Origin of the sequence: Nonomuraea fuscirosea, assembly GCF_035917475.1 — a bacterium.
GTDB classification, from domain to species: domain Bacteria; phylum Actinomycetota; class Actinomycetes; order Streptosporangiales; family Streptosporangiaceae; genus Nonomuraea; species Nonomuraea fuscirosea.
This window is the reverse complement of the sequence record NZ_CP109074.1, coordinates 3,554,590-3,575,734: the sequence shown is the minus strand read 5'-3', so window position 1 is coordinate 3,575,734 and position 21,145 is coordinate 3,554,590. Positions and strand designations below refer to the sequence as shown.

General features: G+C 68.1%; 20 protein-coding genes and 2 pseudogenes. 12 read left to right on the top strand and 10 right to left on the bottom strand.

What is annotated here, in order from left to right:
* The 5 genes and pseudogenes from OIE67_RS16135 to OIE67_RS16115 form a co-directional block, all read left to right on the top strand.
* Entirely contained in the window at positions 1 to 603 is a 603-nt protein-coding gene (locus OIE67_RS16135; RefSeq protein WP_326641054.1) for a Rossmann-fold NAD(P)-binding domain-containing protein, read from the top strand.
* A gap of 43 nt (positions 604 to 646) precedes the next feature.
* The gene (locus OIE67_RS16130) at positions 647 to 1,255 is read left to right on the top strand and encodes a TetR/AcrR family transcriptional regulator (protein WP_326641052.1); all 609 of its coding nucleotides are present in this window, start codon (positions 647 to 649) and stop codon (positions 1,253 to 1,255) included.
* A gap of 492 nt (positions 1,256 to 1,747) precedes the next feature.
* On the top strand, positions 1,748 to 3,100 hold the full coding sequence (locus OIE67_RS16125; RefSeq protein ID WP_326641050.1) for a TrkH family potassium uptake protein: 1,353 nt from the start codon (positions 1,748 to 1,750) through the stop codon (positions 3,098 to 3,100).
* A 178-nt stretch (positions 3,101 to 3,278) separates the two neighbouring features.
* The gene (nhaA, locus tag OIE67_RS16120) at positions 3,279 to 4,565 is read left to right on the top strand and encodes a Na+/H+ antiporter NhaA (protein ID WP_326641048.1); all 1,287 of its coding nucleotides are present in this window, start codon (positions 3,279 to 3,281) and stop codon (positions 4,563 to 4,565) included.
* Positions 4,547 to 4,930 (top strand): annotated as a pseudogene (locus OIE67_RS16115) (ATP-binding cassette domain-containing protein); the annotation flags it as partial. The gene nhaA and the pseudogene OIE67_RS16115, both read left to right, overlap by 19 nt.
* Here the strand turns inward: OIE67_RS16115 and OIE67_RS16110 are convergent.
* The gene (locus tag OIE67_RS16110) at positions 4,879 to 5,049 is read right to left on the bottom strand and encodes a hypothetical protein (RefSeq protein WP_326641046.1); all 171 of its coding nucleotides are present in this window, start codon (positions 5,047 to 5,049) and stop codon (positions 4,879 to 4,881) included. The pseudogene OIE67_RS16115 and the gene OIE67_RS16110 overlap by 52 nt on opposite strands.
* A gap of 6 nt (positions 5,050 to 5,055) precedes the next feature.
* Between OIE67_RS16110 and OIE67_RS16105 the strand changes: the two genes are divergently transcribed.
* The 4 genes and pseudogenes from OIE67_RS16105 to OIE67_RS16090 form a co-directional block, all read left to right on the top strand.
* Entirely contained in the window at positions 5,056 to 5,451 is a 396-nt protein-coding gene (locus OIE67_RS16105; RefSeq protein ID WP_326641044.1) for a hypothetical protein, read from the top strand.
* Positions 5,452 to 5,580: 129 nt separating this feature from the next.
* Positions 5,581 to 6,636, top strand: coding sequence for an FAD-dependent oxidoreductase (locus tag OIE67_RS16100; RefSeq protein ID WP_326641043.1), 1,056 nt, complete (start codon positions 5,581 to 5,583; stop codon positions 6,634 to 6,636).
* On the top strand, positions 6,633 to 7,241 hold the full coding sequence (locus OIE67_RS16095) for a TetR/AcrR family transcriptional regulator (RefSeq protein WP_326641041.1): 609 nt from the start codon (positions 6,633 to 6,635) through the stop codon (positions 7,239 to 7,241). The genes OIE67_RS16100 and OIE67_RS16095 overlap by 4 nt, the downstream gene beginning before the upstream one ends.
* An 809-nt stretch (positions 7,242 to 8,050) precedes the next feature.
* A pseudogene (locus OIE67_RS16090) lies at positions 8,051 to 8,386 on the top strand (IS3 family transposase); the annotation flags it as partial.
* Positions 8,387 to 8,404: 18 nt separating this feature from the next.
* Here the strand turns inward: OIE67_RS16090 and OIE67_RS16085 are convergent.
* The 3 genes from OIE67_RS16085 to OIE67_RS16075 form a co-directional block, all read right to left on the bottom strand.
* Positions 8,405 to 8,935, bottom strand: coding sequence for a hypothetical protein (locus tag OIE67_RS16085; RefSeq protein ID WP_326641039.1), 531 nt, complete (start codon positions 8,933 to 8,935; stop codon positions 8,405 to 8,407).
* Positions 8,932 to 9,348, bottom strand: a complete 417-nt coding sequence (locus tag OIE67_RS16080) for a hypothetical protein (RefSeq protein ID WP_326641037.1) — start codon at positions 9,346 to 9,348, stop codon at positions 8,932 to 8,934. Before OIE67_RS16080 ends, OIE67_RS16085 begins: the two co-directional genes overlap by 4 nt.
* A 335-nt stretch (positions 9,349 to 9,683) precedes the next feature.
* Positions 9,684 to 10,151 (bottom strand): WD40 repeat domain-containing protein, encoded by a 468-nt coding sequence (locus OIE67_RS16075; RefSeq protein WP_326641036.1) that lies wholly within the window; start codon positions 10,149 to 10,151, stop codon positions 9,684 to 9,686.
* A 375-nt stretch (positions 10,152 to 10,526) separates the two neighbouring features.
* On the opposite strand from OIE67_RS16075, the gene OIE67_RS16070 reads away from it, so the two are divergent.
* On the top strand, positions 10,527 to 10,724 hold the full coding sequence (locus tag OIE67_RS16070; protein WP_326641034.1) for a hypothetical protein: 198 nt from the start codon (positions 10,527 to 10,529) through the stop codon (positions 10,722 to 10,724).
* A 349-nt stretch (positions 10,725 to 11,073) separates the two neighbouring features.
* On the opposite strand, the gene OIE67_RS16065 is transcribed toward OIE67_RS16070, so the two are convergent.
* Positions 11,074 to 11,793 (bottom strand): hypothetical protein, encoded by a 720-nt coding sequence (locus OIE67_RS16065; protein ID WP_326641032.1) that lies wholly within the window; start codon positions 11,791 to 11,793, stop codon positions 11,074 to 11,076.
* Positions 11,794 to 12,274: 481 nt separating this feature from the next.
* Between OIE67_RS16065 and OIE67_RS16060 the strand changes: the two genes are divergently transcribed.
* On the top strand, positions 12,275 to 14,311 hold the full coding sequence (locus tag OIE67_RS16060; RefSeq protein WP_326645373.1) for a tetratricopeptide repeat protein: 2,037 nt from the start codon (positions 12,275 to 12,277) through the stop codon (positions 14,309 to 14,311).
* 491 nt (positions 14,312 to 14,802) lie between these two features.
* Here OIE67_RS16060 and OIE67_RS16055 read toward each other — a convergent pair whose 3' ends face one another.
* The 5 genes from OIE67_RS16055 to OIE67_RS16035 form a co-directional block, all read right to left on the bottom strand.
* On the bottom strand, positions 14,803 to 15,873 hold the full coding sequence (locus OIE67_RS16055; RefSeq protein ID WP_326641030.1) for a hypothetical protein: 1,071 nt from the start codon (positions 15,871 to 15,873) through the stop codon (positions 14,803 to 14,805).
* Positions 15,874 to 16,156: 283 nt separating this feature from the next.
* Positions 16,157 to 16,453, bottom strand: coding sequence for a hypothetical protein (locus OIE67_RS16050; protein WP_326641028.1), 297 nt, complete (start codon positions 16,451 to 16,453; stop codon positions 16,157 to 16,159).
* Between the two features lie 62 nt (positions 16,454 to 16,515).
* Positions 16,516 to 17,163: a site-specific integrase gene (locus tag OIE67_RS16045; protein ID WP_326641026.1), complete on the bottom strand. Its 648-nt coding sequence runs from the start codon at positions 17,161 to 17,163 to the stop codon at positions 16,516 to 16,518.
* Positions 17,164 to 17,574: 411 nt separating this feature from the next.
* Complete coding sequence (locus OIE67_RS16040; protein ID WP_326641024.1) at positions 17,575 to 17,916, bottom strand: helix-turn-helix domain-containing protein; 342 nt, start codon at positions 17,914 to 17,916, stop codon at positions 17,575 to 17,577.
* Positions 17,913 to 18,989 carry a tyrosine-type recombinase/integrase gene (locus OIE67_RS16035; protein ID WP_326641022.1) on the bottom strand — a complete coding sequence of 359 codons (1,077 nt, stop codon included), beginning with the start codon at positions 18,987 to 18,989 and terminating at the stop codon, positions 17,913 to 17,915. Before OIE67_RS16035 ends, OIE67_RS16040 begins: the two co-directional genes overlap by 4 nt.
* 233 nt (positions 18,990 to 19,222) lie before the next feature.
* On the opposite strand from OIE67_RS16035, the gene OIE67_RS16030 reads away from it, so the two are divergent.
* Entirely contained in the window at positions 19,223 to 20,746 is a 1,524-nt protein-coding gene (locus tag OIE67_RS16030) for an ISL3 family transposase (protein WP_456094160.1), read from the top strand.
* Positions 20,747 to 21,145 lie beyond the last annotated feature (399 nt).

The following is a 21,145-nucleotide window of genomic DNA, read 5'->3' as shown; positions in this document are numbered from 1 at the left end:
ATGGCGATGCACGTACTGGTCATGGGCGGCACCCACCACGTGGGCCGCGCGCTGGTAGAGGCGGCGCGGCGACACCGTCACCACACTCAACCGCGGCGGCTCGAACGCGGCGGTCCCGTGCTCGCCCCCGGACCGGCCGGCGCGGCCCTGCAGTACATCGACGCCATCGACCTGGCGGCCTGGATGCTGGCGGCGGCAGAACGTGGCATCGGCGGGGCGTTCAACGTCGCCGGGCCGGCCGGGCACACCACGATCGGCGACCTGCTCACCACGGCCTCGCAGGTGATCGGCTCCGACGCCGAGCTGGTGTGGGCGCCCGCGGAGCTGCTGGAACGGGAGGGCTTCCCGTTCGGCATGGAGTTCGGGCTGCGCTACCCCGGCAACCCCTGCCCGACGGGCATCCACGACGCCGACGTCTCGGCCGCCCTGGCGGCGGGGCTCATCCTCCGGCCGCTGCGCGAGACCCTGGCCGACACGTCGGCCTGGCTGCGGCGCGAAGGCGATCCCGCCCCTCGCTCTGACGCTCCGTCCCCGGCCCAAGGGTTCGACCCGGCTCAGGAGCAGCACGTCCTGGAGCTGGTCCGTCCTCGCCGCACATCATGAAAACATCTGATCGACATGTTTCCACCTTCGGAAGGTGAACCTCATGCCTCCCGCCTTCTCGGCCGCGGAAAAGGCGCACATCACGCGGCTGCTCCTGGACAACGGGCTGCGCCTGTTCACCACGCAAGGGCTGCGCAAGACCTCCCTGGAGGATCTGGTCGCCGGGACCGGCATCGCCAAAAGCACCTTCTACGTCTTCTTCGACTCCAAGGAGGCGCTCTATCTGGAGCTGATGCTCGCCCAGATGGCCGAGGTCAAGAGCAGGGTCATCGACGGAGCATTGCGCAAGGAGCCCGGCACCCGCGCCGGGCTGCGCGCCTTCCTGCACGCCACACTGGCCGAGCTGGACGGCAACCCCCTCTACAGCAGACTGATGACCCACCCCGAGGAGATGGAGGCGGTGGCCAGGAAACTGGACCTCGAACGCGTCACCTCCGCCCCGGACAACCCGGTCACCGCCCTGGCGGCCTACCTGACCGAGCACAACGACGACCTCGCCGGCGACGACCCAGAGGTGATCGTCGGCGTATTGCAGGCCGTCCTCATGATGCCGCTGTACCGGGACCGGCTGGCCAGCCCCGAGCTGTACCCGAAGATCCTCGACCGGCTCGTCGACCTCGTCGCCACCGGCCTCACCCAGGTGAAGCAGTGACGAGGCCGTCGCCCGCCTCTGACAGAGATGATGGAGGTGAGCGTCTCCCGGCAGGGTTTGACCCAGCCTCCGACTGACTTCGGGTCCTTGAAGGGGATCTGTCGGCCCTGTCAGGAGACGCCCATGCACGCGTCACGGGCGCGCCGCACAGGTGCCTGGCGACACGTACGCCATGCGGACTCTGCGCCCAGGGGTTCCCAAAGCACTCGAAACCGCCTCGTCGTACTCCTCCCGAACCACTACCGGTGCCACGTGCCCGATCCCCGACGTACAGCTACCAGCCAAGCTGCTTACGCAAGCGGGAGATCGATCAGTGCACGCGCTCGGCACGGGCCGGCTTGTTCCGCTCGTGCGCCGCACTGCGCTACGGTATGGCCCGGAGTGCCGGGAAGTCTGGTCGGCGACGTCTATGGCCGCGCGACCGAACGGAACCTCCGCGATGGATGACGGCGTTGTCAGCCTGTCCGGCAAGCCGCAGCGCCGGGCGATCTCATGATGCGGCGCCGCCCGGCTGTGCCGGGCCGTGGCCGGCATCCGACCGTGGTCATCGCGGCCGGGTTCGGCTCGGCAGTGCTGATCGGGACACTTCTGCTCGGCACCCCGCTGGCCACCGCGGAAGGGGACAGCTCCCACTGGCTCACCGCGTTGTTCACCGCCACCTCCGCCGTCTGCGTGACCGGCCTGGTCGTGGTCGACACCGGGACGCACTGGTCGGTGTTCGGTGAAGTGGTGATCGTCCTGCTCATCCAAGCCGGCGGGCTGGGCATCATGACGCTCGCCACGCTGATCATGGTCATCGTCGCCCACCGCGTCGGCCTGCGGGCCAGGCTGTCCGCCCAGTTAGAGACCAAGTCGGTGGTCGCCGCCGATCTGCGTCACGTGCTGCGCAGGGTCGTGACGTTCAGCCTGATCTGCGAGGCGGCCATCGCCGCCGTTCTCGCCGTACGGTTCATCACCGGGTACGGCGAGCCGCTGGGCCGAGCCGTCTATCTCGGCATCTTCCACGGGGTATCGGCGTTCAACAATGCCGGCTTCGCGCTCTGGCCGGACAACCTGATGCGCTTCGTCACCGACCCGTGGATCTGCCTGACCATCGCCCTGGCGGTCATTGTCGGCGGCCTCGGCTATCCGGTCGTCTTCGAGCTGCTGCGCACCTGGCGATACCCGTGGCGCTGGTCTGTACTGACCCGCATCACTGTCGGATTGAGCGCCCTGCTCCTCGTCGTCGGCACCCTCGCGTTCCTGATGACCGAGTGGCGCAATCCGGGCACGATGGGCCCGCTGGACGACTCGGGCAAGCTGCTGGCCGCCTTCTTCGCCGCCGTCATGCCGCGCTCCGGCGGCTTCAACACCCTCGACATCAGCCAGATGTACCCCTCCTCCTGGCTGGTCACCGACGTGCTGATGTTCATCGGCGGCGGCAGCGCCGGAACCGCGGGCGGCATCAAGGTCACCACATTCGGCTTCCTGCTCTTCATCATCTGGTCCGAACTGCGCGGCGAGCATCAGGTCAACATCGGCCACCGGCGGCTGCCCTCCGCGACTCAACGTCAGGCACTGTCCATCGGCCTGCTAGGCATCATCCTGGTCACCCTCTCCACCTGGCTGTTGCTCATCATGACTCCACACGGCCTCGACCAGGTGCTGTTCGAGGTCATCTCCGCCTTCGCCACCAACGGCCTGTCCACCGGCATCACCGCTGACACCTCCCTGGCCGGGCACGTGCTGCTCAGTGTGCTGATGTACATCGGCCGCATCGGCCCGCTCACGCTGGGGTCGGCTCTCGCGCTGAAACAGCGCACCCGCCGTTACGAGCTGCCAGAGGAGAAGGTGATCCTTGGCTGACAGCCGACCAGCGGCCGGCCGAACATCCTGCTGCCCGTGACCGGGGCCACAGGGGGAGACGCGCAGACCGACAAAAAGGGATATTCGCTTACAGAAGTGAAATTCGGGTAGATTGGGGCGCGGTGTGCCGGGAAGCCTGGTCGGCTGTTCTGTCGCCGACCCTTCCTGGAGTCCCCCCTTGACCCAAGCACCGCCACGTGGTTTTCGCCTGTTCAGCCCCGGTTCCTGGAGTGAAGCCCGACGTGTCGTCGACATCCTGCGCGCCGAAACCGTCGGGGGCGCGCTGCTGCTCGCGGGCGCGCTGCTCGGCATGTTCTGGGCGAACTCGCCCTGGTCCGAAGCCTACGAAGGGCTACGCGCCGTCAAGATCGGCCCCGCCGCCCTGCACCTGGATCTGAGCCTGGCCACCTGGGCCGCGGACGGGATGCTGGCCGTCTTCTTCTTCGTGGCCGGCCTGGAGCTCAAGCGCGAGTTCGTCGCCGGAGACCTGCGCGATCCCCGGCGCGCCGCCATCCCGATCGCGGCCGCGGTCGCCGGGGTGCTCGTGCCCGCCGCCGTCTACCTGCTCATCACGAGCGGCGCCGAGGCGGAGGCCGCCAAGGGGTGGGCGGTGCCCACCGCCACCGACATCGCGTTCGCGCTGGCGGTGCTCGCGGTCATCGGCCGCCACCTGCCGGCCGCGTTGCGCACGTTCCTGCTCACTCTGGCCGTCGTCGACGACGTGCTCGCCATCGTGATCATCGCTCTCTTCTACACCGAGCATCTCGCGCCGCTCCCCCTGCTGGCCGCGTCTGCTCCGCTGGCCGTCTTCGCCTTCCTCGTACGGCGCGGGGTTCGTTCCTGGTGGCTCCTGCTGCCGCTGGCCGCGCTGGCATGGGGCCTGGTTCACGCGTCCGGCGTGCACGCCACCATCGCCGGAGTCCTGCTCGCCTTCACCGTTCCCGTCGCCGTGGGCAGGCGACCGGGTCCGGGCCTGGCCGAGCATTTCGAGCACCGGTTCCGGCCTCTGTCAGCGGGCGTGGCCGTGCCGGTGTTCGCGTTCCTGTCGGCGGGCGTGCCGCTCGGCGGGCTCGACGGCCTGGCCGAGGCGCTGACCGACCCTGTGGCCCTCGCCGTCGTGGCCGGACTCGTCATCGGCAAGCCCGTGGGGGTGATGGCGGCCACCTGGCTGATGGCCCGCTTCACCCGGGCCGACCTCGACGAGAACCTGGCCTGGGTGGACGTGCTCGGGCTGTCGATCCTGGCCGGCATCGGCTTCACCGTCTCCCTGCTGATCGGCGAGCTGGCCTTCGGCATCGGCAGCGAACGCGACGGCCTGACCAAGATCGCGGTGCTGACCGGCTCCCTCGCCGCGGCCCTCCTCGCCGCCGCGATCCTGCGCCTGCGCAACAACGCGTACCGCCGCATCGAGCAGGCCTCCTTGGTGGAAGCGGAAGGCTCCGTGCCCTGGACGGGCTCGGCCTGACCGTACGGACCGGCGAGGTGCACGGTTTCCTCGGCCCGAACGGCTCGGGCAAGACCACGACTCTGCGCATCCTCCTCGGTCTGCTGCGCGCCGACTCCGGTCACGCCGAACTGCTCGGCGGGCATCCGTGGCGGGACGCCGTCGAGTTGCACCGGCGGCTGGCGTACGTGCCAGGCGACGTCGTCCTGTGGCCCGCGCTGTCCGGCGGGGAGGCCATCGACCTGCTCGGCCGGTTGCGCGGCGGGCTCGACCGGCGGCGCAAGGCGGCGCTGCTGGAACGCTTCGACCTCGATCCCGGCAAGAAGGGCCGCGCCTACTCGAAGGGCAACCGGCAGAAGGTGGCCCTGATCGCCGCGCTCGCCAGCGCACCCCCGACGGTCTGACCGGCCTGGCCGGCGTGCACGACCTGATCGCCGACGGCCCGCGCGTACGTTTCCAGGCGGATGGCGAGGCCGTGGCTCGCCGGCGCTGGAGCCTGAGCCATCTGACCATGGCACTCGGCGGCAGCGCGGTGGTCCTCGCTTCGGGCGGGCTGGCCGCCGGGATCGCGCACGGTCTGCGAATCGGAGACCCGTTCGGGCAGGGTGGCCGCATGCTGGGCGCGGCCCTGGTCCAGGCCCCCACCACGTGGACGCCGGCGGGGATCGCGATGCTGCTGTTCGGGCTGCTGCCCCGGTTGACCGCGCTGGCGTGGGCCGCGCCGGTGGCCTTCGTGCTGCTCGGTCAGCTGGGCGAGTTGCTCCAGCTGGACGACTGGGTGCGAAGCCTGTCTCCCTTCGCCCACGTGCCGCGAACTCTGGGCGGGCCGATGGACCTGGGACCACTGCTCTGGCTCGGCATCGTCACGGCCGTACTCCTCCTGGCCGGAATGGCGACTTTTCAATGACGTGACGTGCGGGGCGGCTGAGGTGGCGCCGGCGGTGCCGGTGTGGTTGCGCCGCAGTCGCTGGACGCTCCTGCGGTCTGCGCGTTATATTGTTTACGATGCCGTTCCGTAAATAAAATGGAGTGCACCGTGGAACCTGACGTTCTCGTCGCCGGGGCCGGGCCGGTGGGGCTCGCCCTGGCATGCGCACTGCTCCAGCACGGCGTCTCAGTACGGGTGCTGGACCGGGCTCAGGCGCCGGCCACCACGTCGCGAGCCAACTTCGTCCACGCACGCGGCTCGGAGGTGCTCGACCGGCTGGATGCGCTCAGTGGCCTGCCCGAGGAGTCAGTGCGGGCCATGCCCATCACCAACTACGCCGGCGACCGCCCGATGATGCGCGTTCGCTTCGGCGATCCCGGCCTGCACACCGCCGCTCCCCCGATGATGATCTCCCAGGCCCGCGTCGAGGCGCGGTTGCGCGACCGGCTGGCCGAGCTGGGCGGGCGGCCGGAATGGGGCTGCGCCCTGGTGGGCGCCGGCCAGGACGCCGACGGCGTCACCGCCGCGCTGGGCGACGGCCGCACCGTGCGAGCGCGCTGGCTGGTCGGCTGCGACGGGACCGGCAGCACCGTACGCGAGCTCGCCGACATCGGCTTCCCCGGCGTCAAGGTCAGCGAGCGTTTCCTGATCGTGGACGCCCGCCTCGACACCACCCTCGACCGCTCCGGCGCCAGCGGCTGGGTGCATCCGGAGGGCATGCTGGGCGCCATGCCGATGCCCGGCGGCCAGTGGCGGCTGCTCGCCTACGACCCCGCCTTCCGGCAGGACAAACCCACCGAGGAGCAGATCGTCGAGCGGATGCGCCACATCCTGCCCGAACGCACCCACGGCCTCGGCGGCCGGCTGCTGGACGCGTCCTGGGCGTCGTTGTTCAGCGTGCACCGCCGCCTGGCCGACACCTACCGTCAGGGCCGGATCCTCCTGGCCGGTGACTCCGCGCACGCGCACGCCCCCTTCGGCGGGCAAGGCATGCTGACCGGCATCGGCGACGCGTCCCTGTTCGAGGCGGCCCGGCGGCGGCTCGGCGAGCACGTCGTCCACCTGCGCCCGGTGGACCCGCTGCCCGCTATGCTCGTACGCCCGGACGCCCACCTGGCCTGCACGGGCGACCCCACCCGTTGGCTGGACGGAGCACTCGCTTGACGGACCGCCGAGGACGCGGACGCCCCCGCGACCCCGAGACCGACGTCGCCATCCTGCGCGCCGCCCTCGACCTGTTCATCGAACGCGGCGTCGAAGGCACCAGCATGGAACAGATCGCCAAACGGGCCGGCGTCGGCAAGCTCACCGTCTACCGCCGCTGGAGCACCAAGGAGGAGCTGATCGCTCAGGCGGTCGAGCAGACGGTCAGCGCCGACCTGGTCCCCTCCCCCGACGACATCCAGGCACTCGACCCGCAGCAGATCATCGAAGGCGTCATCGAGGCGGCGGCGGAGATGACCGCGAGCCCGGCGTTCCGCGCACTGACCGCCCGGATGATGGGCTCGGCCGTCAGCCACCCCGAGCTGATGGCCGTCTACTGGAAGCACCACGTCCTGCCGCGCCGTGAGCTGGCCGCCGCCCTGCTGCGGCGCGCCCAGCAGGACGGCACCGTGGCCGCCGACGCCGACCTCGACGTGCTGATCGACATGATGGCCGGCGCGGTGACCTGGCGCGTTCTTCAGCCCGACCCGCCGGACGCCGCCGGCATGCTCGACTTCCTCAAGGCCGTCTACCGGCAGGCGGGACTCTACCGGCCCTCACCGTAACGGCGTGCGCGACCGCTCGCGACGAGCTCGGGACGCGGCCGCCATGGCGCCTTCTCGCGTCACTGGAAAGGTCGTTCTCGGCAGCGGATCCTGCAGGTGACGGTGCCGTACCAGGCCCACCTCTCGGGTCGGCCCGACCCGACACACGGTAGCTCTGCGTAGTCGACGGACCTCGCGGACATGCTGGGCCTCCTCGGACTCGCTCTGGTCGACACGCTCTAGGTAGGTCAGCCGGCCATCAGTCTTGATCAGGAGGTCGGTGTGGTCGGAGAGCTGCTGATAGAACTCGATCGGCCGCACTACCGCGCGTCAGACTCGGAGCCGGGTCGGTCCGTCGGAGCCGATGGTGCTGCGATCGGCGTAGGACCGGCCGTCTTCTACGACCGCGCCGAGACGGTACGGATCGAGCACGTGGTGCCCGACGACTGGCAGGAGGCGGTGGCCGGTGCGCGGGGTGATCACCCGGGGTCTGGTGCGAGGAATTCTGTGCCGGTGTCGTATCCGGGCTTCCACCGATCGTCTATGAAGTGAGGGCCAAGCCGACAACGGCATGTCGCAGTGGCGGCTCATGGTCAGGCGAGGTGAGCCCGAACGGGAATCTCGCGGGGCCCCGCCTGGCTCTCACCTCATCGACCGAGCCCGAAGGAACGCCTCATGCATCCCACCCTGAACACCATCGACATCGTGGTGTCCGACCTGGACGCCTCGATCGCCTTCTATGCCCGCCTGGGCATGGAGTTCAAGCTCGACGAGCACTCGTCCGAGCACGCCGGCTGTGACCTGCCGAACAGTGGTTCGCCGACCACGCCGGCAAGATCACTCACCATACGCATCTCAAGCAGTACACCTCGATCGCCTTCGGCCAGCAGTGCGAGCAGGCCGGAGTGCGCCCCTCGACAGGGCGGACCGGGACGTGCTTCGACAATGCGATCACCGAAAGCTTCTTCGCCTCGCTGGAGTGCGAACTCATCGACCGGCGCACCTTCCACACCAGGTCAGAAGCCTAACGGGCCGTCTTCAGCTATATCGAAGGATTCTACAATCCACGCCGCCGCCACTCCGCCAACAGCTACTTCAGCCCTGCCGAATATGAACGCCGACACGCGCTCAAGAACGCCCAAGATCTCGACTATGCTGCCGCGTAGTCGCAAGCCCTGATGTGTCTACTGAACCGGGGCAACTTCACGCCACGCGGTGGCCCGCCCGGCCAGCGCCTCCAACGACAGGACCGTGGCCAGTTCCGGCTGCAGCGCGACCGCCAGCCCCGCCAGGCCGCTCTCGATCGCCTGGGCGGAGTCGGCCGTGATCCACCACACCGGGTTCAGGCCTTCACCATCCGGCCTCACCGCCTGGGCGAGCGCGTAGTGCGCGGCCAGCGTGGACTTGCCCACCCCGCCCAGGCCATGCACCGCGGCCACCACCACCTCACCCCCGCCACGCAGCGCCGCCTCCAGTCGCGCCAGCTCCTCACCGCGACCGGCGAACGTGCGCGTGTGCCGAGGCAGATTCACCAGCCGCGACGCCGCAGCCACCTCGACCACCGGCCGCACCGCCGCCTCGGGCACCACCGTCTCGTTGATGAACTGGTCGCCCCCGGCCTGATAGGCACGGCCGTGGCCGAAGGTGGTGGCTTCCATCTGGATCTGCGGCTGCCGGGGGCCGGGATCGCCTGCGGCCGGCGGGGGCACGCTCATCGTTCGGTGATGGTCTGGTCCCGGCCGGACTGATACACGCGGCCCGACCCCGACGCCTCTGCCTGCATCTGCACGTTCGTCGCGTTCGCGCCGGTGGAGGTGATCCCGCTGTTGTCACCGCTGATCGCGATCGACCCGGGCCCGGAGGCGGACGCCGACGTGCCGAACGTCGCCACCAGCACCCGCAACTCGGCTTCCGCAGCCGGGTCGTCCTCCAGCAGGTCACTCAGCCGCAGCCGCCACGCCGCCTCCTGCTCGGCCCGGGCCTGCTCCAGCCCGGCACCGGTCCTGCCGGCGAGCTCCTGCCGCGAACGCTCCAGCCGCTGCACCGCGACCTCCCGCCGCTCGGGCCGGCCCCGGCTCAGCAGCCGGGCGAAACCCTGCTCGGCCGACGCCCACGCGTCGGTGGTCATCGCCGACACCAACGCCGTACCACCAGCCGCGGCCAACGCCGCTAACGCCTCCCCCAACATCCCCGCCCCTCCTCGGTCTCGCCCTCTGGCCCTGTGTCCGGGCTATCGCCACGAACACGTTCCGCATTACTCCGATAACCGACTGATCATGACCTGAGGTTCCCCAGCCTGCCACCGAAGGTCAGCGCGAATGCCTGACATCGCAGATATGCATGGGGAGCCACCGGCGTTGCGGCGAGCTTCCGCAGGGGCAACACCCCCGGTTATCGCAGATAGTGACTCACTATCTGCGATACCAAGGCCACTGGTCATGATGTCGCGACCTGGGCCGAAGATCAGCGAGGGACCGTTCTCCCCGGCCAGCTGCCGAGGTCCTCCAGCCGCACGATTCCGTCATCGTCGCCACTGCTGCGAAAGAAGCTCTTAGCAGGCCGCCCGCCGCATACGAGCGCTTTGCCGTCGGCGGTGAACACTACTGCGGTGAATTCTCCGGTGTTGTCGAGATTGGGCGGGTCACCGACCAGCTGTTGAGTGGCCGGATCCCACAACCGCACCGAGTAGTCGCCGCCTTGCTCTTCGAAGTATCCGCTGCTGGCCAGGAGTTTGCCGTCCGGGCTGAACGCCACCGCGTCGACGGATCGGGTGCTGGCCATCGGGTCACCGACCGGCTGACGGGTGGCCGGATCCCACAACCGCATCTGGCCCTGGTTGTCCTGGTTGCCGCCGCTACCGACGGCCAGGAGTTTGCCGTCTGAGCTGAACGCCACCGCGTTGACCGATTGGGTGCTGCGGAGTTTGCGCAACTCGCACGCGAACCTGCGCCGCCGGCCCGGCCCCTGACCCCTCCTCAGGACGCCCAGATTTTCCTCGGCGAGCGCGGATCGATTGTCTGGACTGATGAAAGAGGGGTGCCAGACAACTGTCCGGTCCCCAAGACTGAGGACCCGCCGGCGTCGCGGCGCCGCAGCGATGCCGACGCGGCCGCCGACCGGGGGCAGGGCTGTGACCTGCGTGTTCCGGCTCAGGCTGGAACAGGGTGACGGGCGTCGCCGCCGTGTTGTGCACTGGGATCTCCCAGCCGCGCAGCGGCGCAGGCGTCTCCTGGTGGTTGCCCTCAAGGGACGCGATCTGACGGACGCGGCGGGATATCACGCATCGGAAAAACGAGAGGTGACGGCATGACCAGTATGACACTCAGATGGGCCGCGATCGGGCTGCTGACCGCAGCCGGACTCGCCCTGGCCGTCGGCCCGGCAGCCGCCGACGAGCACTGGCCCAGGGGCGGCGGGGTCGCCCCGATGAGCGAAGACCCCTGGCCCAGGGGCAGCGGGGTCGCCCCGATGGGCGAAGAGCCCTGGCCCAGGGGCAGCGGGTAGTTCCCGGCTGAGTTCCTGGCCTCGGTCTTGATCACAGTCCGGAACCGGCCCAGCGAGGGGCTGTGGGCCTGGTGTGCGGGAAAGGTGAGCGGGCTCCGTCCTCGGGTGCTGCCCGGGGCGGGGCGCCGCTGGTAAGCGAGGCAGGCAGATGCTCCGCCCGTTCCAGGCCCGAGGGGGAGGAGGTGGCCAGCGCGGCGCGTGATCTGGCCATGTGCGCGTGGCTGAAGACACGCTTTCAGCGCCGACGGTGCAGCGGGGTGACGTTCGGCTTATGTGTGCTGGCCCCCATCTGAACCGACATAAGCGGAGGCTGTCTCCGTTTCGTAGATACCTTGGTCCATCCCCGTGATCATGGGCGGTTCGTCAGGGGCCGGGAGTCAGCTTTTGTCACGTCCCGGTGTGCGCCTGGCGGTCGAAGCGCGGCGGTCAGTGGCGTGGCTTCAGCCGGGTCGATGCCTCCGGGGTAGGAGTTGCCGAGCGCGACGACGACGTCCAGCACCGCCCCGTACAACCGACCGAACTCCCAGTGCCGATCGGCGAGTTGCCCGCCGGCCTCCAGTTCGCGCGCGAGCTCGGCGAGCTGCTTGCGCCACTCCTCCGCCGTCGCGGGCAGGCGCGGCACGGGCGCCTCCTGCTGCTGCGGTGCCGCCGCGGGCGCGGGTCGAGGTCGCAGGAATGAGCGCAGCGCGCGCTGCCCGCGGGCCCGGCGCGCCACGTTGATGAACTCCGCCGCCGCCTCCTCCATCGCCTCGCGCATAGCGAAGAGGGTGTCGGACAGCTCGCCGGAGTCGATGCCGTGCGCATCGCGCAGGCGGGCCAGGTCGGCCTGCATGCCGACCAACTCGATGCACGCCTCGCGCGCGTCGGCGGGCAGTTCGTCGCGCGCAGCCGCCAGCGCGGCGGCGCTCACGTACCCGGCCATCGTCTGCCGGTACCGGGTGGCGGCCTTCTCCAGCACGCCGTGCTCGGCTTCGGACAGGCGCAGGTTGACCCGCTTGACGCGCTGGCCCTGGCCGCGTTCGCGGGTCCGCCGGCGGCGTGCCGGGGGCAGTTGCTCGGCGTCGGCCATGCACGCCTCCCTTCGTTTGGGGAACCCAACGTACTATCTTGCTCCGTCGACCCCAGTGGGTTCAGCGTGAATGAACGTCTTCACGACGGAACCCACTGGACTTCGGCAGCTCATGATCAGGATCGGGTGGAGTTCAGCGTGGATGTTGGGCGTCCCGAGATGTCAGTGGGCGACGACACCGGATGACAGTCGGGACGACACGAGTTGTCAGTAGATCCGTCACTTCCCGTGGTGGATCTACGCGTCACCTTTGGGGCGTCATCGAACTCCACCAGATTCCACGGGCGTGATCATCTCTAGCATCAACTTCTGCACTCAGTTCCCGAAGGCCGGGAGTCACGGTTGAATGGCCGGTCTCGTTTGGGGCGATTCAGGATGGGAGTCTGGGTGGTCAAGGCTGCCAGACAGGGGAGCGGGTGGGCAGGTGAAGGGGAACCGGGTGGTGAGGGTCGGGTTCCTAGCTACGGCGGGAGTCTTGCTGGTGGCCGCGCCGTCGGTGCTGGCGGTGGCCGGGGTGAAGGACTGGCGATGGTTGACTCTGGTGGCGGTCGTCGGTCCGGTCGCAGCCCTGTTGTCGGGGGTATGGCAGGAGCGGTTCACAAGAGCCGTGCAGGTCCGAGACGAGCGAGCCTGGGAGTTGGCCGAAGGCAGTTACACATTGGGCGGGAAACTGCCACGGGTCCGGGACGTGGATCCGATCGTGCTCGGGGTGCATCCCGCACCGACGAGGGAACCGGGCCCTGGCCGTGATCGGGTTCCGGTTTACATCGATCGGGACACCGATCGCGGTTTGCGGGCGCGGCTGGGCGGGTCAGGATTTGTGCTGCTAGTGGGTGACTCCACGGCTGGGAAGTCGCGGGCGGCGTTCGAGGCGATCCGGGCAGTGCTCCCCGACCACATGTTGATCGTCCCGCTGGGCCGAGAAGCGGTATCAGCCGCAGTACGCGCCGCCGGGTCGGCGCGGCGGTGTGTACTGTGGCTGAACGATCTGGAGTTCTACCTCGGAGCGGGCGGCCTGTCGTACAAGCAGGTCGCCGAGATGCTCGCCGGAGAGGGGCACCACCGGGTGATCGTGGCGACGTTGCGGACCGCAGAAGAGGATCGACTCACCGCCGCAAGCGAAGAGGAAACGGCCCGGCAGCTTCAACGCGACACCCAAGCGGTACTCGATCTGGCTCACCGGATCTTTCTCGAACGACAGTTCACCGCAGCGGAGCGGACCAGGGCCGCAGAGGCGGCAGGAGCAGATCCCCGGATCGCTGACGCGCTCACCCATGCCGATACCTGGGGGATCGCCGAGTACCTGGCGTGTGGGCCGCGGCTGTTGCGGGAATGGGAGAACGCCTGGTCCCGGGGCGCGCATCCACGGGGAGCGGCGTTGATCGCCGCAGCCGTCGACCTGCGCCGCGCGGGCTACCTCTCGGGCGCGCCTAGGCCCCTGCTGGAGGAAGCGCACGCTGGCTACTTGGAGGCGCGTGGTGGGGCACGGTTACGCCCGGAATCCATGGACGAAGCCTGGCGGTGGGCCACCCAGGTTCGGCAGACAGGCAACCCCTTGCTCCAAAGCACCGGCGACGACGACCACGTCGAAGTGTTCGATTACCTCCTGGACGTCACCCAACGCCGCAGCCCGGCAGGGGATCACGTCCCCGCCGAAGTGATCACCGCCGCGCTCCGGTACGGCGATGCCGCCCAAGCCGCTGACCTCGCCACTACTGCCTATAACATGGGCCGTTATCAACTCGCCGCCACTGCCTACCAGTACGCCCTCAACGCCAATCTCGACCAGCACGGCCCCAAGCACCCCGATACCCTGACCAGCCGCAGTGACCTCGCCCTCGTGTTGTGGGCGTTGGGTCGGCCGGCGGAGGCAGAAGCCGAGAACCGGGCGGTCCTTAAAGTCCGGTCACAGCTGCTGGGTGCCGATCACCCCGGCACTCTGACCAGCCGCAGCAACCTGGCCCTGGTGCTTTGGGAGGTGGGCCGCTTGGCGGAGGCAGAGACTGAGAACCGGACAGTCCTGGAGGTTCAGAAGCGGCTGTTCGGGCCTGACCACCCCGACACCCTGACCAGCCGCCATAACCTCGCCAATGTACTGCGGGACCTTGGCCAGTGGATCGAGGCCGAGACTGAGAATCGGGTCGTCTTCGAAGCGCGGACGCGGCTGTTCGGGCCTGACCACCCCGATACCCTGACCAGCCGCGATAACCTCGCCTATGTGCTGCGGGACCTTGGCCAGTGGACGGAGGCCGAAGCTGAGCACCGCGCAGTCCTGGAGGCCCGGATGCGTCTGTTTGGGGCTGACCATCCCGACACCCTGACCAGCCGCAGCGATCATGCCGTTGTGCTGCGCGACCTGGGCCGACCAGCCGAGGCCGAAACTGAGCACCGCGCAGTCCTGGAGGCACGGACACGCCTCTTCGGCGCTGAAGCCCCCGACACCCTGACCAGCCGCAGCAACCTTGCCGCTGTGCTGCGCGACCTGGGCCGACCAGCCGAGGCCGACGAACTAGGCTGAACCGAACTGACAGCAGTCGCGGTGGCAACACCACCCATAGTGTGCCCCTTCCATCCGGCTGGTGGTACTGCGTGGAGGCTCTTCCACCGGCAGAACGCGGGCTGCCTACCAGGCGGTGACCGTCCACCTGCCCGCACTGGCCGATGTGGGTGTGCCGCCGAGGGGCGTGGCCTCTTCCGCGACGCGGCACAACTGCTCAAACACGCGACCGCCCGCGGCTACCCCCACTCCGCTCTCATCTACCACATCGCAAAGTTCACGCCGGCAGCCGCTACCCTGCCCGCTGGGTCGCAGCACACGTCAGCTTCGACGAACCGCTCGCGGTGAGCCAATTGCTGGTCTGGACTGCTACCGCGAGTTACTGACATCCCGTGTCGCGCCGACGGCAATCTCCTGTCGCTCAACAGTGGAGCGTCACGAGATGTCAGTGGGACACGGCACCGATGACAGTCCGCAGTAGGTGCAGGAGCCCCACCAGAGGATGACAGTGTTCAGGAAGCCAGCAAGTCCAGTGCGAAGCCGTAGCAGAAGATGAAGAGGCCTAGCCAGCGGAGCGAGATGCCAGGCTCCTTCCGATCAAACACCACCACGAAGAGCCCGGTTACCAACCGCAGCGGCAGGATCGGGAGCTCGGAGGGCACTCTCCTCCACCGTTCCTGCGGTATCAGATATGACAAGGACCCGACCATCAGCGCAGTCCCCAAGAGAAGCGTCCAGAGGTCGCCGCCAAAGTCAGGCGCGCCGACCGACAAGAAGAGTAGGCCGTAGCAGCCCAGCACAAAGATCCACTGCATCGACGACTGGAACCGACGTCTCCGTTTCCACCGTCCGGCAGCCTTCGGGTCGAGGCGCGTCTTCACGAAGGTTTTCACCTCGCGGAGCATGGTCTCGTAGTCAGCGTCGGGAGAGTCGTGCACCTTCCCGTAAAGCGCTTGGTAGTCCTCCACGCTGAAGGAGACTCCAAGAGGAACTTCGTCTACCATGTCCACCCGATAGGCCGGGCCGGGCATTGTTGTCTGGTGGCCGCTGAACGCGGGGCCGAGGATCCGATCACGTCGCATGATGTGATCTCGTAACCACTGCTCTTCGTCCAGGTGTTTGACCGGAAGGAACAGCCATTCCGTCCATGAGTTGACGACACTCGTCCATCCCCTCGCCCGCTTGCCCCCTTTGCGCAGGCGATCGGGCCCGAGTAGGTCGAGCACAACCAGCAGGCCCGCCACGAACTGCATGACTTTGCCGTATCGCCCCCACCAGAACATGCTGGTTGATCCCAGCAGCAGTTTCTCGGGCGACTTACCCTGCAGCCAGTCGCTCACAATCGCCCCGAGCCCGTTGGCGATGCCCAGAGCAATCAGGGTCGCGGTGACCAGAACGGCGAGTGCAAGCCACAGCCAGACGCGGCCCTTAGGGCTGAGGCTTCGTGCCCAGAAGATGAGGCCGCCAATGATGAAGAGGCCGGCTGGCCAGAGGATTAGCCAGCGATTTCCAAGGCTCTGGTAGGTCAGCGAGACGCTCATCACGAAAAGCGCTGGGATTACCACCCGAGAAAGGCTCGTCATGCAGGCATGGTGGCAGACGGCGAGTTCAAGCAGAAGCGTGTCGTACAGATGATCACTGTGCCCGTGACCGACGTCGCGGGCGTGCTCTTCGAGAGGCTATGGCCCGAAGCCGCATGATGCGGTTCTGGCGGTATGTGGCACAGAATCTGGCCGTCGGCGCGGCGGCTAGCCTGCACGCCGGACTGTGGTGCTTCCTGGGCGTGGGATGACCTGGATGATCGACGATGATGAGTTACGGACATCCCTGCTACTTTCCTCCGGCGCTGTCCCGACGCTCCAACATTCAGCTCAACATGTCCTCGATAGGTCGCTCCAGCAGACTTCGGGCGATGTCCGCGTACTCGATGGCGGTCTGCGAACTGAGGTTGAAGACCAGCGCCAGGTGCAACGGATCCGCGTTGACCACGAGTGCTTCCTGGAGGACACGGTCACCTCGGATCTGCTCAAGCCGGACGCCGAGAAGCAGTAGACGCCAGGTCAGGTAGTAGTCGCTGACAGGCTCGGTGCTGGCAGCGGATTTCCACGAGATCAGGACATGGCGGTTGGGCGTATGCGGCCACTTGTGATGGCGCTCATGCAACCAGTCGACGAGGGCGCGGTGCGCGAGATCGGATAGCTTCTGGTAATGGCCGCGGAGCCGGATCAGCCGCTGGGCAGGTCGATGTCGCCAAGAGTCAGGTGGCGAATGGCGCTCGCGCGCATGGCGTAGACGGCGGCCAAGGCGACGACCAGGCGCTGTTCTGGAGTCACCGCTGTCCTCTTCACTTCGGCGATCTTCGCGTCCGTCATGGGCTGCAATACGCGCCTTGGCGCCCGGCCGACGCTCAAGCGGCGGGTCGGGTCGGCGAAGATCAGGCGGTGGCGCTTGGCGAACTGAAACAGTGACCGCAATGCGGTGAAGGTGCCAGCGCGCTGGTGGCCGCTTAACGCGTCCAACACCTGGGAGACGTCGTTCTCCGTGATCTCCCGCAGCTGGTTCCGGGTTTCCGACCAAGCTAAGAGGTGTGGTCGGACTCGTCCGAAGTAGGCATAGAGCGTTGACTCCGATCGAGCCTTGGTGCGCGCACTGCCCTCCAGGAGGACGATCAGCCAGGCACGGACGTCGGCGCGAAAGCCCTCCGGAAGCAGGCCGCTTTGGCGTTCGATCCACAACCGCATCGTGGACACGGTGTCGTCGAGGAAGAGGCCGACCTCGTCGAGGACCGTGCGCGCCAGCCGGGCGCCGCTCGAACCACCGAGTTCGGTGTTGAGCTGAGTGCGGCGGACCGGCTGTCCATCCGGGTGCCCCATCGAAGATGCGAACCAGACCAGCCAGCGCCGGGCGGAGAGTCCAGCTCGCTGCCTCGGCGGCCTCGGCCACCCTCTGCAGCACGGCGCGGTGCGTGAACGAAATGGTCAGCTCACCGGTCACGTCATCGAGGTGAACCGCTGATGCGGGCTGCCGACTGGTCCTTGCTGGCCGACACCTTTCGCAGTTCAGCCGGGGCCGCCCAACGCGACGCTCAGAGGCATCGCGGTCCACGACGCCTCCGCACGTCCGGCATGGTTCGCTGGCCTGGTGGCCAGGGGGAGTTCGCCGCTTCTCGGTTCGCGATGGCCGACAGGAGCGGCAATACAGGCGCGGTCGTCCGCCGCGGCGGCTCGTGCTGGACTCGATCGGGCCTCCGCACCCTGGGCATGGCCCGCCGGCTGGCTCCGCCCTCACCGCGGCGGGAGCGACCGACCGGTCTGCGCCCTCGGCTTCACCATCCGGGGCAATTCCATGACGGCGCTGTCATGGCCGACGGCGCTGCGTTCCTCCGACCGCGATGGGGGTGCCGGCACAGCCTCGGGTTCAGCAGTGATCAGCTCGCTGATCTCGCACTGGAGTACCGCGCAGAATGCGTCCAGTTCTTCTGGACGCAGCACGCTGGGTCGACCTGACCACAGCCCGGACATCTTTCCGACGCTCATCTCCACGCCGCGCTCGGCGAGCATGCGTCGCAGCTCGCTGGCCTTCCAGATGCCTCGGTTGGCCGCCGCCAGGCGCAAGTTCCACTTCATCGAATCAGCCCTTCCCACCGCTGGGCGCCGCGTTGCTGGCCGCGCATGATCGCGTCCTCGATGCGGGTTCCGTGCACGTGGATGTAGCGCATCGTCGTAGAGATCCAGGAATGTCCTAGGAGCTCCTGGAATGCGAGGATGTCCACGCCTGCCCGGTAGAGCTGGCTGGCGCAGTAGTGCCGCAGCACGTGCGGGGTCAGCTTGCCCGTCCAGCTCGGCAAGTGCCGGTCGACCGCCGCCGCCAACGCGCGCCGGACAACATCAGTGCCTGCGCGCGCTCCCGGTCCGTCAATCTGTCGACGCTCCGAGGGAAACAGCGGCGCGCCCGGCAGGGAGTGGTCGGTGTCGAACTGGCTCCAGACATCCTGGACGAACCACGTCAGTACGCTGTCGGCTCCGTTGATCAGCGGGACCAGGCGCTGTTTCGGCCCCTTCCGGCGAGAGCCTTTGCCGTGCCGGACATTGAGCTTGCCGAAGCGCCCCAGCTCCCAGCGCACGTCGTCCAGATCGAGCATGCAGGCTTCGTTGATCCGCAATCCCACGTCCGCCGACAGGCGGGACACCGTGTAGTTCCGGGCTGCTGGCGCGAACTTGCGGCAGGATGCCAGCTCTTCGCGCCAGCCGGCGAACAGCTGCTCGATCTCCGCCTCGGTCGGCGGGACACGGATCTGCGCATCGACCGACATCCGGGGGCGGTTCATCTCGTCGATCGGGCACTCGACCACGCGGCCCGTCAGCTCGTGTAACGCGACCTTGTGACGCAGTTCCAGGAACTCGAAGTAGGTCACCAGCACCTGTGCCCGCGCCGCCCGGGTCGCCGTCGACGCGTTGCGCAGAACGGTGCCGAAGTACCGGTCCGCGTCCCTGGGTTCCATCTCCCACAGCGGCCGGTCGAACCACTCTCGGATCAGCTGGAGGTGGCTGACGTCACCTCGGATCGTACTGTCGGCCAGCCCTGCGGAGAGTCGCGCAAGGACGAACTCGGACAGCACGTCCAGCTCGAAGTCGGCGAGTTCCTCCTCTGTCGCGGGCCCTCTCACGTCCCGCAGAGGCCGCACCACCGCCAGCGTCAACTCGCCCTCTCGATGTTCACTGTGGCTGAAACAGCTTCAACCGGGGCATGATCTTTTCACCCAAGACCGTCTCTCTTCAAGTCGATCTAGAGACCATCTCGTATCGGTGCTTGTGGGGGTGCAGGTGTAGCGATGCCCCTTCCGGCCACACATGGGACTGTACGGTTTTCGGCTCTGTCGCAGATTCGGTGGTGACGGAAGGTGCCGTAACGCCACGCTAAGTTGTACTCGGTGTGGACGATCTTGTGCGTACGGTGTTTTCGGGGTTATCGCCGCTGGTCGTAGAAGACGTGGCGGACGAGGGCGAGCAGATTCGGGTACGTGCGCGAACCCCGGACGGCTCGGTCGCCTGTCCGGGCTGCGGGGCCGAGACGGCGCGGGTTCACGGCTATCACCAGCGTTGTGTGGCCGATGTCCCGATCGACGCCCGCCGGGTGCTGGTGGTGGTGCGGATCCGCCGCCTGGTCTGTCCGACCCGCGGTTGCTGCCAGACCTTCCGGGAGCAGGTGCCCGAGGTGCTGGAACGCTACCAACGCCGCACCCCTCGCCTGACCTCCCAAATCGGCGCTGTGGTTCGTGAGCTGGCAGGACGCGCCGGCAAAAGAGCGTTATCCGCGCTGGCCGTGCGCTTATCGCGGCATACCGCCCTGCGCCTGCTGTTGCGTCTGCCCCTGCCCCCGCCGCGGATCCCCCGCGTGCTGGGCGTGGACGACTTCGCGCTGCGCCGACGGCACCGCTACGCCACCGTACTGATCGACGCCGAGACCCGCGAGCGCATCGACGTCCTGCCCGGCCGCACCGCCGACGTCCTGGAAGCCTGGCTGCGCGCCCATCCCGGGGTGCAGATCGTGTGCCGGGACGGCTCCGGCGCCTACGCCGAAGCGATCCGCCGCGCCCTCCCGGACGCCATCCAAGTCGCCGACCGCTGGCACCTGTGGCACAACTTCAGCGAGGCCGTCACCAAGGAAGTCGCCGGGCACAGTGCCTGCTGGGCCAAGGCCGGACCACCGATCAAGGACGGCAAACGCGCGCAGACCACGCGCGAGCGCTGGCAGCAGATCCACGACCTGCTCAGCAAGGGCGTCGGCCTGCTGGAATGCGCCCGCCGGCTGAACCTGGGCCTGAACACCGTCAAACGCTACGCCCGCGTGCCCGAACCCGAACGCCTGCAACGCGCTCCGCAGTACCGGCCCACCCTCGTCGATCCCTACCGCGACCACCTTCGGCGCCGCCGTGCAGAAGACCCCACCGTCCCTGTCTTACACCTGTTCAACGAGATCAAGGCCCTCGGCTACCCGGGCAGCTTCAACCTGCTCTACCGCTACATCACCCAAGGCCGCGTCGAGGCCGACCGCCTGCCCATCTCACCCCGCCGCCTGGCCCGGCTCCTGCTCACCCGGCCCGACAATCTCAAAGACGAGCACAGGCGCCTGCTCGACGACCTCATCACCACCTGCCCCGAGATGATCGACCTGGCTGAACTCGTCCGCGGCTTCGCCGACCTGCTCCGGCCACGCGAAGACAACGCCGACCGCCTCGAGGCGTGGATCGCCACCGCCCGCGCCGCTGACCTCCCTCACCTGCACGCCTTCATCCGCGGCCTCGACCAGGACCGCGACGCCGTCCGCGCGGCCGTCGCCCTGCCCTTCCACAACGGCGGCACCGAAGGCGTGAACACCAAGACCAAACGCATCATGCGCCAGATGCACGGCCGAGCCGGCTTCACGCTGCTCCGCCATCGCATCTTGTTGGCCTGACTCTCCGTCACCACCGAAAGAGAGACAGAGCCGAAAACTGGACACACCCAACTACCTGGCCTTGGGTCAACTCCACTGTTTGCTGAGCGACGAGTTTCTGTCGGTGGAAACGACAGGTTCTTGGCAGTGGCTCGCGACAAGTTGATGTCAGTGAGGGTGACCGTCAGTTACTGTGCTCTGGAGGCGAAGCCGGGTGGTGTGCTGCCCGGAAGCCGTCTCGCGGTGCACGGGTGTCGGCTGGCGCGCTGGGCCGGTGGTCGAGACTGAAACGAACATCGTCGTCCAGGCTGATGCGGTGCGGCCCGTTCTGGCTGTGGAGCAGGCCGCTGTCCTTCAGGGCTTGTTCGGCGCGGCTGCGCAACGATTGAATGATCCCTCCCCGGGATGGACACTCGTGGC

Excerpts from the sequence above, each read along its gene's own strand:
- OIE67_RS16135 (WP_326641054.1), top strand. The coding sequence starts at position 1 with ATGGCGATGCACGTACTGGTCATGGGCGGCACCCACCACGTGGGCCGC.
- OIE67_RS16110 (WP_326641046.1), bottom strand. The coding sequence starts at position 5,049 with ATGGCTCAGGCTCCAGCGCCGGCGAGCCACGGCCTCGCCATCCGCCTG.
- OIE67_RS16130 (WP_326641052.1), top strand. The coding sequence starts at position 647 with ATGCCTCCCGCCTTCTCGGCCGCGGAAAAGGCGCACATCACGCGGCTG.
- OIE67_RS16085 (WP_326641039.1), bottom strand. The coding sequence starts at position 8,935 with ATGAGCGTGCCCCCGCCGGCCGCAGGCGATCCCGGCCCCCGGCAGCCG.
- OIE67_RS16105 (WP_326641044.1), top strand. The coding sequence starts at position 5,056 with ATGGCACTCGGCGGCAGCGCGGTGGTCCTCGCTTCGGGCGGGCTGGCC.
- OIE67_RS16040 (WP_326641024.1), bottom strand. The coding sequence starts at position 17,916 with ATGAAGTGGAACTTGCGCCTGGCGGCGGCCAACCGAGGCATCTGGAAG.
- OIE67_RS16080 (WP_326641037.1), bottom strand. The coding sequence starts at position 9,348 with ATGACCACCGACGCGTGGGCGTCGGCCGAGCAGGGTTTCGCCCGGCTG.
- OIE67_RS16045 (WP_326641026.1), bottom strand. The coding sequence starts at position 17,163 with ATGGGGCACCCGGATGGACAGCCGGTCCGCCGCACTCAGCTCAACACC.
- OIE67_RS16065 (WP_326641032.1), bottom strand. The coding sequence starts at position 11,793 with ATGGCCGACGCCGAGCAACTGCCCCCGGCACGCCGCCGGCGGACCCGC.
- OIE67_RS16070 (WP_326641034.1), top strand. The coding sequence starts at position 10,527 with ATGACCAGTATGACACTCAGATGGGCCGCGATCGGGCTGCTGACCGCA.
- OIE67_RS16055 (WP_326641030.1), bottom strand. The coding sequence starts at position 15,873 with ATGACGAGCCTTTCTCGGGTGGTAATCCCAGCGCTTTTCGTGATGAGC.
- OIE67_RS16125 (WP_326641050.1), top strand. The coding sequence starts at position 1,748 with ATGATGCGGCGCCGCCCGGCTGTGCCGGGCCGTGGCCGGCATCCGACC.